Consider the following 8,530-nt stretch of genomic DNA (forward strand, 5'->3'; position numbering starts at 1 on the left):
TTACCTGGTGATTCCAGCAAGCTGATGGCAGAAATGCCCAAGGTGGCGATTATTGCGCTGACATTTTCGCTGCTGGAGTCCTTCCTGATTTTGCCGGCTCACCTGCGCCATCTGAAACCCGAGAAAGAGGCCACATCGCTGTTTGCAAAATGGTTGCAGAGGGCGAGAAACGGGGCTTCCCGGTGGATGAAGCAGTTTGCGGATCATCAGTTCCGGCCGGCGCTGGAAAGTTGCCTGCGTCACAGCGGTATTACCATGGCGCTGTTTCTGGCGGTACTGATTGTCATACTGGGGGTTTTCTTTACCGGTTGGTTGCGCGTCGCTTTTTTCCCGGTGGTTGAGGGGGAGTACTTGCGGGCATCAGCCGAGCTGCGGGAAGGTATCAGTTTCGATCGCTCTCTGGCCGTTATGCGACAGATAGAAGAGGGCGTAGAGGGGTTAAAGCAGGAGCCTCTGTTGATTGGCGAGGATGGGCGCTCGGTCATTGAAAATCACTATGCCGAAAGCCGGGAAAACATCGTCTCGGTTGTTCTGGAGTTATCCAGTAACGAAACCCGCTCGGTCTCGTCAAGGGCCGTGGCTGAACTCTGGCGAAAACATATCGGGGTCGTGGAAAATGTCGAGGACTTTGGCGTCGAATATACGCTGATGGGACGGCCCAAGGAGATTAATTTACTTCTCAAGGGGGATAACATTGATGATTTGCGTTTGGCCTCCGTGGACATTGAAGCTTTGCTACTGGACTACCCCCGGGTCTTCAATGTTTCCAGTTCATTTCGCACCGCAAGCAAAGAGATCGAAATCAGTCTCAAGGACAATGCAGACACGCTCGGGGTTGGTTTGAGTGATATTGCCGGGCAGTTGCGCAACGCGTTTTATGGTGCCGAGGCACAGCGTATTCCGCGGGATCGGGAGGATGTCAAAGTCATAGTTCGCTATCCTGAGGCGGAGCGAGCCCGAACCTCATCGCTGGATGAATTGCGTATCCGGACGGATGATGGTCGTGAGTTGCCCTTCGGTGCTGTGGCAGATATCGCCTTTGTGCCGGGGTATACAGAGATCAAGCGCCGCGATCGCAAGCGGATGGTCGAGATAGAAAGTGAGCTGGTGAGTGGTGCCGCGTCTGCCGGTGAGATCGTGGCAGTGCTGATGCGGGATCACTGGCCCGATCTAGTGAAGAAATTCCCGGGTTTGACGTTGGAAATTGACGGTGCACAGAAAGATCAAAAGGCGTTTGAAGTGGGATTTTTACAAATGATGGCGCTGGCACTATTGGCTATTTATACCCTGCTCGCCGTGGAGTTCCGCTCATACTGGCAGCCGATTATTGTGCTCAGCGCCGTGCCGTTTGGGATTGCCGGGGCAATTATCGGCCACATGTTGTTTGGCAAGGAAATCAGTATGCCCTCAATGATGGGGGTGCTGGCAACGGCCGGCGTAGTGGTCAACGATAATCTGGTGCTGATTGATCGCATCAATCAGTTGAAAAAAGAGGGGTGGCATGCAGTGGATGCAGCTTTGCAGGGGGCCAGAGACCGTTTTCGGCCAATTGTGCTGACATCGCTGACCACGTTCTTTGGTCTGACGCCGATATTGTTTGAGCGCAGTGCTCAGGCCCAATTTCTGATACCCATGGTCATTTCATTGGCATTTGGCGTTTTGTTGGCTACTTTTGTCACCCTGTTACTGGTGCCTTCGATCTATATTAGTGGTGAGCGCATCAGGGCATATTTCAGGGCGGGCCAGCCGTTGGCCGCCGGGGAGCAGATTCAAAGATGAACTCGATGATTGAAGTAACGGATCTGGCATTGATTATTCAGCTGGCGGTTGCGCCGGTATTTCTGCTGGCGGGCATAGCGGGGTTTCTCAATGTCATATCAGGTAGGCTGGGGCGTATTGTTGATCGCGCCAGGGTGGTGGGTCAGCGGGAGTTTCGTCTGAGTGATCGGGAGCAGAAAGCAATTTGTCAGCAGGAGCTGCAGTTTCTGTGGCGCAGGACTAAAGTGACGAATTGGTCCATAGGGCTTTGCACAGCTGCCGGCTTATTGGTTTGTATTCTGATCGTCAGCCTGTTTGTGGGTGGCTTCTGGCAGTTGCACATAGGCAGCTTGATTGTGGGGTTCTTTGTATTGGCACTGGTGCTGTTGATTGTTGCGTTGATGTTGTTTCTCAAGGAGGTTCACCTGGCTACCCGCACATTAAGGGTAGCCAGAGAGTTTTCCTTTGAGGATGTGCGGGGTGAGTAGACCGTATTGTTAACAATACGCCTTCTTTTTCGTTAGCTTGCTGGCGAGCCAAAATCATCAATTGGATGACGGTGGAGCGTGTTCAGGTACGCCCGATATTGTATTTCTTCAATTTTATGTACAGGGTGCTCTTCGCAATATTCAATTGCTTGGCTACCTTCGTCAGATTGCCGCCCTCTTCGCGAATGGAGCGGATAATCACTTCTTTCTCGGCAAAATCCAACGGGTTGACGACCGCATCACTTTCATGACCGGCAAGATTGGCGGCAAGGAAGTCCTTGGGAAGATCTTCCGGTCCCAGTTCTTCGCGGTCGGAGAGAAAGAAAGCGGCGGTAATCAGGTTGCCCAGTTCACGAATATTGCCTGGCCAGCTATGTTTTTCGAGCAGATCGAGCAGCGGCTTGCTGAGTCGTTTCTGATCCCCGGAATGCTGCTCCAGCAGGTGGGCGAATATATTGTGAGCCAGCAGGGATACATCCCCGGTTCGCTCCCGCAGTGGTGGTACTGTCAATGTCATTGAGGAGATTCGGTAATAGAGGTCCATCCTGAAGCGACCTTCTGCCACTTCCTGAGCTAGATCCCGGTTGGTGGCGGCGATCAGCCTGAAGTTGACCTTGCGTGGGCGTGTATCACCTACGGGGCAGATTTCTGACTCTTGAAGCACCCGAAGAAACATTGGTTGGAGGTCGAAGGGCATTTCGCCAATCTCATCCAGAAACAGTGTGCCGCCGTTTGCAGCTTCTATTTTGCCAATCATGCCGCCCCGACGTGCCCCTGTGAAGGCGCCTTCAATGTGCCCAAACAATTCGCTTGCTAGTAGATCCCTGGAAAGCCCGCCACAGTTGAGCGCGACAAACTCACCGGTGTTGGGTGGCCCCTCTTCGTGCATTGCTCTGGCAAAGAGCTCTTTGCCAACCCCCGTTTCTCCCTGCAGCAGCACGGGTATGGGTGCCTTGGCAACTCGTTTGGCTTGCTGCACAGCTTTCAGGAAAGGAGTGCTTTGTCCGACCAGTCGAAAAAAACCGGTGGATTTTGAGGGAGGGGGTATCGTCGTCGGGCTGCCCGATACTCTCTGGGATGAGCGAGCAGGGAGTGGAATAATCGCCAGGTAGCCGATTTGTTCCCCTTGGTGGATGACAGGTTGAATCCATTGCTGGTCTATCTGATTAAATGCCGAATCCTGTCCGGGTGTATAAACACCCTCACTGTTGAGTGTCAGAATAGGGTTATATGGGGTTAGATTGATTCTTATGCCCCTGGCCGCCAGCACCTTGTCTGCCATAGTATTGGTGCGGACCAACTTGCCGTCCATGTCAAATAGCAGTACACCGTCATTCCCCGAAGAGGCGAAATGATCAATGGTGGTGCCAAGAAGAAGATCTCTTTTCGCCAGCTTCAGTTGTGCAAATTGACCCTCAATTCTGCGGGCACCGGAAATAGCCAGTGCCAGACAATAATCATGTAAGGTGTTTTTTAAACCTGAAATATTCAATGCACCAAGAAGGCGTTTCTCGAAGGGGTCCCGAATCACGGCGGCCGAGCAAGTCCAGCGGCTGATGTTTTCACAGAAATGCTCAAAGGCGTGAACCTGAACGGGAGCCCCGATATTCAGTGCGGTACCAATGGCGTTTGTTCCTGCCGCCTGCTCATTCCAGTTGGCACCGGGGATCAGGCTGTAATTATTGGCCAGTTCCAGTGTGTCGGGATCTCCCTCGTAATCCAGTATCATTCCGGAAGGTGTCACGAGGTGCATGATGGTGCCGGACTCGGCCAGTAATTCTTTGGCTTCGCGCATAATAACTTCGGATGCCGACAGCAGCTCTCTGTGTTGCCGTCTGATGCCTGTCAGTTCTTCACCGCTGAGTTCCAGAACCCGTTTTGCGACAAGCGGATCAACCTGGCTGGTCACGCAACGCTGCCACGAGGCTTCAATCACAGATCGTACAGTATTGTCGGGCAGATTTCCGTCTGTCAGCAGCTTCTCGCGTGCGGAAGCAACTCGTGTCGGGTGCGAGACAGCAGCCGATCCTTTAAGGGAGGATTCATAACTCATGGCACTCTTAACTCACCGGTTTATTATAATAAAAATCGTTATTGTACGATTATAGGACGTTTCTTATTTTTGGGCCTCACTGCGTATAATCACGTTCAACCCATTCAATTACAAGTATTTTGCAGTGATGGGCCAGTGTACCGCAGCGCGTTGCCTTTTATTGTTTTGGGCAGCCATAGGTAAGGACGATATCGTAGACATAGGCTGTAACCCGTGTTTTAATCAGTTCGATTAATGCTCGGCCTGCGGCTGATATTCGAACGATTATAACAGGTTCTTGCCAAGCGTTAGTTTGATATTTCTTATAACATAATAAAATTTAACAATAAATTTTTATTGGCACGACTATTGCTATAGTCGTATGCGAGGGCACCTCAGTCCCCGAATGATTTGTAGCATGAATTATAAAAAGCAAATCAGGCGGGAGTGCAGGGGTGGAAGTAATCAACAGTAAGAGGATATACACTTGAATGATTTAACCAATCCCGTTGAAGTTCTGGGTATCGATGCCGGCGGCACGATGACCGATACTTTTTTTGTGCGTGCAGACGGCACTTTTGTTGTCGGTAAAGCGCAAAGTGACGTCGATGAAGCCAAGGCGGTGCTGACATCTAGTGTTGATGGACTGGCTCACTGGGGCACAACCCCTGAAGAGGTTTTCCCGCAAATGGTCACCTGCGTGTTCTCTGGTACTGCGATGCTTAACCGCGTTGTTGGCCGCAAGGGTCTGCGTACTGGTCTGATCGTAAGTAAAGGCTTTGAAGACTTCCACCGCATGGGTCGTGCTATCCAGTGTTACCTGGGTTATGCGTTTGAAGACCGTCTTCACCTTAACACTCACCGCTATGATGAGCCCCTGGCTCACATCCACGATACTCGCGGTGTTACCGAGCGTGTCGACTCCAAAGGCGGCGTGGTAATTCCAGTTCGTTTGCACGAAGCCCGTGAAGCTGCCCGTGAGTTGATCGAGCAAGGTTGTAAAGCCATTGTGATCAGCTTCCTGAGTTCCTATCTGAATAGTACTCATGAGCGCGCTGTTCGCGATGTTTGTCTTGAAGTTGCAAAAGAAATGGGCTCCAAGATCCCGGTATTTGCTTCCGTCGATTACTACCCGGTTCGTAAAGAAACTCACCGTACCAACACAACGTTGTTGGAAGCCTACGCTGCTGAGCCTTCTCGGGCTATTCTGTCCAACCTCAGCGATCGTATGAAAAACATCGGCGCGAAGTTTGACCTTCGCGTAATGGCTAGCCATGGCGGTACTATCAGCTGGAAAGCGAAAGAGCTGGCGCGTACGCTGGTATCCGGTCCTATCGGTGGTGTGATGGGTTCACGTTATCTGGCCGAGCAGCTCGGATACGAAAACGTTGCCTGTTCCGATATTGGTGGTACCAGTTTCGATATGTCGCTGATTGTCAAGGGCAAAGTGTCCATGCATCAGGACGGTGACTGTGCTCGATTGGTACTGTCTCTGCCGCTGGTATCCATGGATACCATTGGTGCAGGTGCCGGTAGCTTCGTACGTATCGATCCCTACAGTAACTCCCTGAAACTCGGTCCTGATAGTGCCGGTTACCGCGTTGGTACCTGTTGGCCAGCTGGTGGTGTTGATACAGTGTCTGTAACCGACTGTCACATCATTCTTGGTTACCTGAACCCCGATAACTTCCTCGGCGGTATTCTGGAGCTGGATGTTCCTCGTGCACGTCAGTGCGTGAAAGACCAGATCGCTGATCCGCTTGGTATGTCTCTGGAAGATGCGGCGGCTGGTGTTATTGAGTTGCTTGACCTTTCCTTGCGTCAGCATTTGCGCGCCATGATCAGTGCCAAAGGCTACAGCCCCAGTGATTTTGTATGCTTCTCCTACGGTGGTGGTGGTCCGGTTCACGCCTATGGCTACACCATGGGTCTCGGCTTTAAAGAAACCATCGTTCCAGCCTGGGCTGCCGGTTTCTCTGCATTTGGTTGTGCGACCGCAGACTTTGAATACCGTTATGATAAGAGTACGGATATCGGTATCACCAAAGAGTCAACGGCTGCGGATAAACAGGCAGCCGTCAACACCTTGGGCGCTTGCTGGAAAGAGTTGACTGAGAAAGTGATGGAAGAGTTCAGAATCAACGGATTTACCGAAGATGATGTCACTCTCACCCCTGGTTACCGCATGCAGTATCTGGGTCAGTTGAACGATCTGGAAATGTCTTCTCCACTGAGCAAAATCGGTAGTCCGGAAGACTGGGATAAACTGGTTGCCTGTTTTGATGAGACCTATGGCCGCGTATACGCCGATGCCGCTCGCTCTCCTGAGCTTGGGTTTGGTGTAACTGCTGCCATCATGCGTGGGTCTGTTGAAACCAAGAAACCAAGCATTCCTTCTGAGCCGGATGCTGGCCCCAACCCTCCAGCCGAAGCAGTAACCGGATCACGTCCGTTCTACTACGGTGGCAAGTGGGTTGATGCGAAGCTCTACAAAATGGAAAGCCTGTTGCCTGGCAACAGAATAACCGGACCAGCAGTTGTTGAGTCTGATGCAACCACATATGTAATCCCGACTGGCTTTGAAACTTGGTTGGATGGACACCGTCTGTTCCACCTGGTCGAAGTTGAATAAATAGCGAACATCTATTAAAGATAACTGCTAACGTCGATTACATAGACGAAAAAGATACAGAGGAATAATTATGACTATTATGAAAAATGCGTTGGGTAACACCCCGGGTGTACTGCTCCAAAGCGGCTTGACTCTCAACGACCACCGTAATGCCATCATGGAACGTACAGCCAAAACTGGTTTCTATAACGGTCTTGAAACCCTCGAATTCAAGGACAAAGATCCTATCGGTTACGAGCGTATCTTCTCCAAAGTTCGTGCGGGTTTGGTGAACTCTCGTGAAGTGGCCAAGAAAATTGCTGCATCGCCCATTGTTGAGCAGGAAGGTGAGCTTTGCTTTACCCTGTACAACCCCGCTGGTGACTGTGTTGCTACCTCTACAGGTATCATCATTCACGTGGGTACCATGGGTGCAGCGATCAAATACATGATCCAGAATGACTGGGAAAGCAATCCCGGTATCGCCGATGGCGACATGTTCACCAACAACGATTGTCAAGTTGGTAACGTTCACCCCTGCGATATCGCAACTATCGTACCTATCTTCTATGATGGGTTGTTGAGAGGTTGGGTCGGCGGTATGACTCACGTAATTGATACTGGTGCGGTGGGTCCTGGTTCCATGTCCAATGGCCAAATCCAGCGTTTTGGTGATGGCATCCAGATTAGCTGTCGCAAAACAGGTATCAACGATACCCCTCTGCGCGACTATCTGCATGAAAGTCAACGTAATATTCGTACGACCAAATACTGGATTCTCGATGAGAAAACCCGTATTGCCGGTTGTCACATGATCCGCAACATGCTTACTGAGGTTATCGAAGAAGAAGGCGTGGATGCCGTTGAAAAATTCATGTACGAAGTGGTTGAAGATGGTCGTCGTGGTCTGATCAAACGTATCAAGGCAATGTGTGTGCCTGGTACAGTGAAGACCGTTGCTTTTGTTGATGTTCCTTACAGCCATCCGGATGTCCATGTACCGTCCACTTTTGCAAAAATGGACTCCATCATGCATGCCCCTTGTGAAATTACCGTGAAACCCAATGGTACCTGGCGTCTTGATTTCGAAGGCTGCAGCCGCTGGGGCTGGCACACCTATAACACCAACCCCACTGCGTTTACCTCCGGTATCTGGGTAATGATGACCCAGTCTCTGGTTCCTACCGAACGTATCAATGATGGTCCTCGTTACGCGACTGAGTTCCGTTGCCCTGCAGGTACCTGGACTAACCCGAAAGACCGCCGTACAGCACACGCTGACGCGTGGCACTTCCTGGTGTCATCCTGGAGCTCCTTGTGGCGTGGCATAAGCCGTACGTACTTCGCCCGCGGTTATCTGGAAGAAGTTAACGCCGGTAACTCCAACCCCTGTAACTGGTTGCAAGGCGGTGGTGTAAACCAAGACGGCGAAGTTCACGCGGTTAACAGCTTCGAAACTGCGGCTTGTGGTACTGGTGCCTGTGCTATGAAAGACGGCCTGAACCACGCTGCTGCGATTTGGAACCCTGAAGGTGACATGGGTGATATCGAGATCTGGGAACTGGCTGAACCGCTGTTGTACATGGGTCGTCGTATCAAAACCAATACTGGCGGTTACGGTAAGTACCGCGGTGGTCTGGG

At 51.4% G+C, this 8,530-nt stretch carries 5 protein-coding genes; 4 read left to right on the forward strand and 1 reads right to left on the reverse strand.

Going from position 1 to position 8,530, the window contains the following annotated elements; all coding sequences use genetic code 11:
* A partial coding sequence (locus tag ACTF5G_RS09335) for an efflux RND transporter permease subunit (protein ID WP_438952541.1) occupies window positions 1-1,779 on the forward strand: 1,779 nt, incomplete at its 5' end.
* A 5-nt stretch (window positions 1,780-1,784) separates the two neighbouring features.
* A complete protein-coding gene (locus tag ACTF5G_RS09340) occupies window positions 1,785-2,246 on the forward strand; it encodes a DUF2721 domain-containing protein (RefSeq protein WP_438952542.1) in 462 nt (153 codons plus the stop codon).
* Window positions 2,247-2,328: 82 nt separating this feature from the next.
* On the opposite strand, the gene ACTF5G_RS09345 is transcribed toward ACTF5G_RS09340, so the two are convergent.
* Window positions 2,329-4,299, reverse strand: coding sequence for a sigma-54-dependent Fis family transcriptional regulator (locus tag ACTF5G_RS09345; RefSeq protein ID WP_438952543.1), 1,971 nt, complete (start codon window positions 4,297-4,299; stop codon window positions 2,329-2,331).
* Window positions 4,300-4,765: 466 nt separating this feature from the next.
* Here ACTF5G_RS09345 and ACTF5G_RS09350 point away from each other — a divergent pair, with 466 nt between their 5' ends.
* Together ACTF5G_RS09350 and ACTF5G_RS09355 are read left to right on the forward strand one after the other, a co-directional pair.
* Window positions 4,766-6,910 carry a hydantoinase/oxoprolinase family protein gene (locus ACTF5G_RS09350; protein ID WP_438952544.1) on the forward strand — a complete coding sequence of 715 codons (2,145 nt, stop codon included), beginning with the start codon at window positions 4,766-4,768 and terminating at the stop codon, window positions 6,908-6,910.
* Between the two features lie 70 nt (window positions 6,911-6,980).
* Window positions 6,981-8,530 (forward strand): hydantoinase B/oxoprolinase family protein (locus ACTF5G_RS09355; protein WP_438952545.1); only part of this gene is annotated, 1,550 nt, incomplete at its 3' end.

Origin of the sequence: Porticoccus sp. (assembly GCF_965660005.1) — a bacterium.
Taxonomy (GTDB): Bacteria; Pseudomonadota; Gammaproteobacteria; order Pseudomonadales; family Porticoccaceae; genus Porticoccus.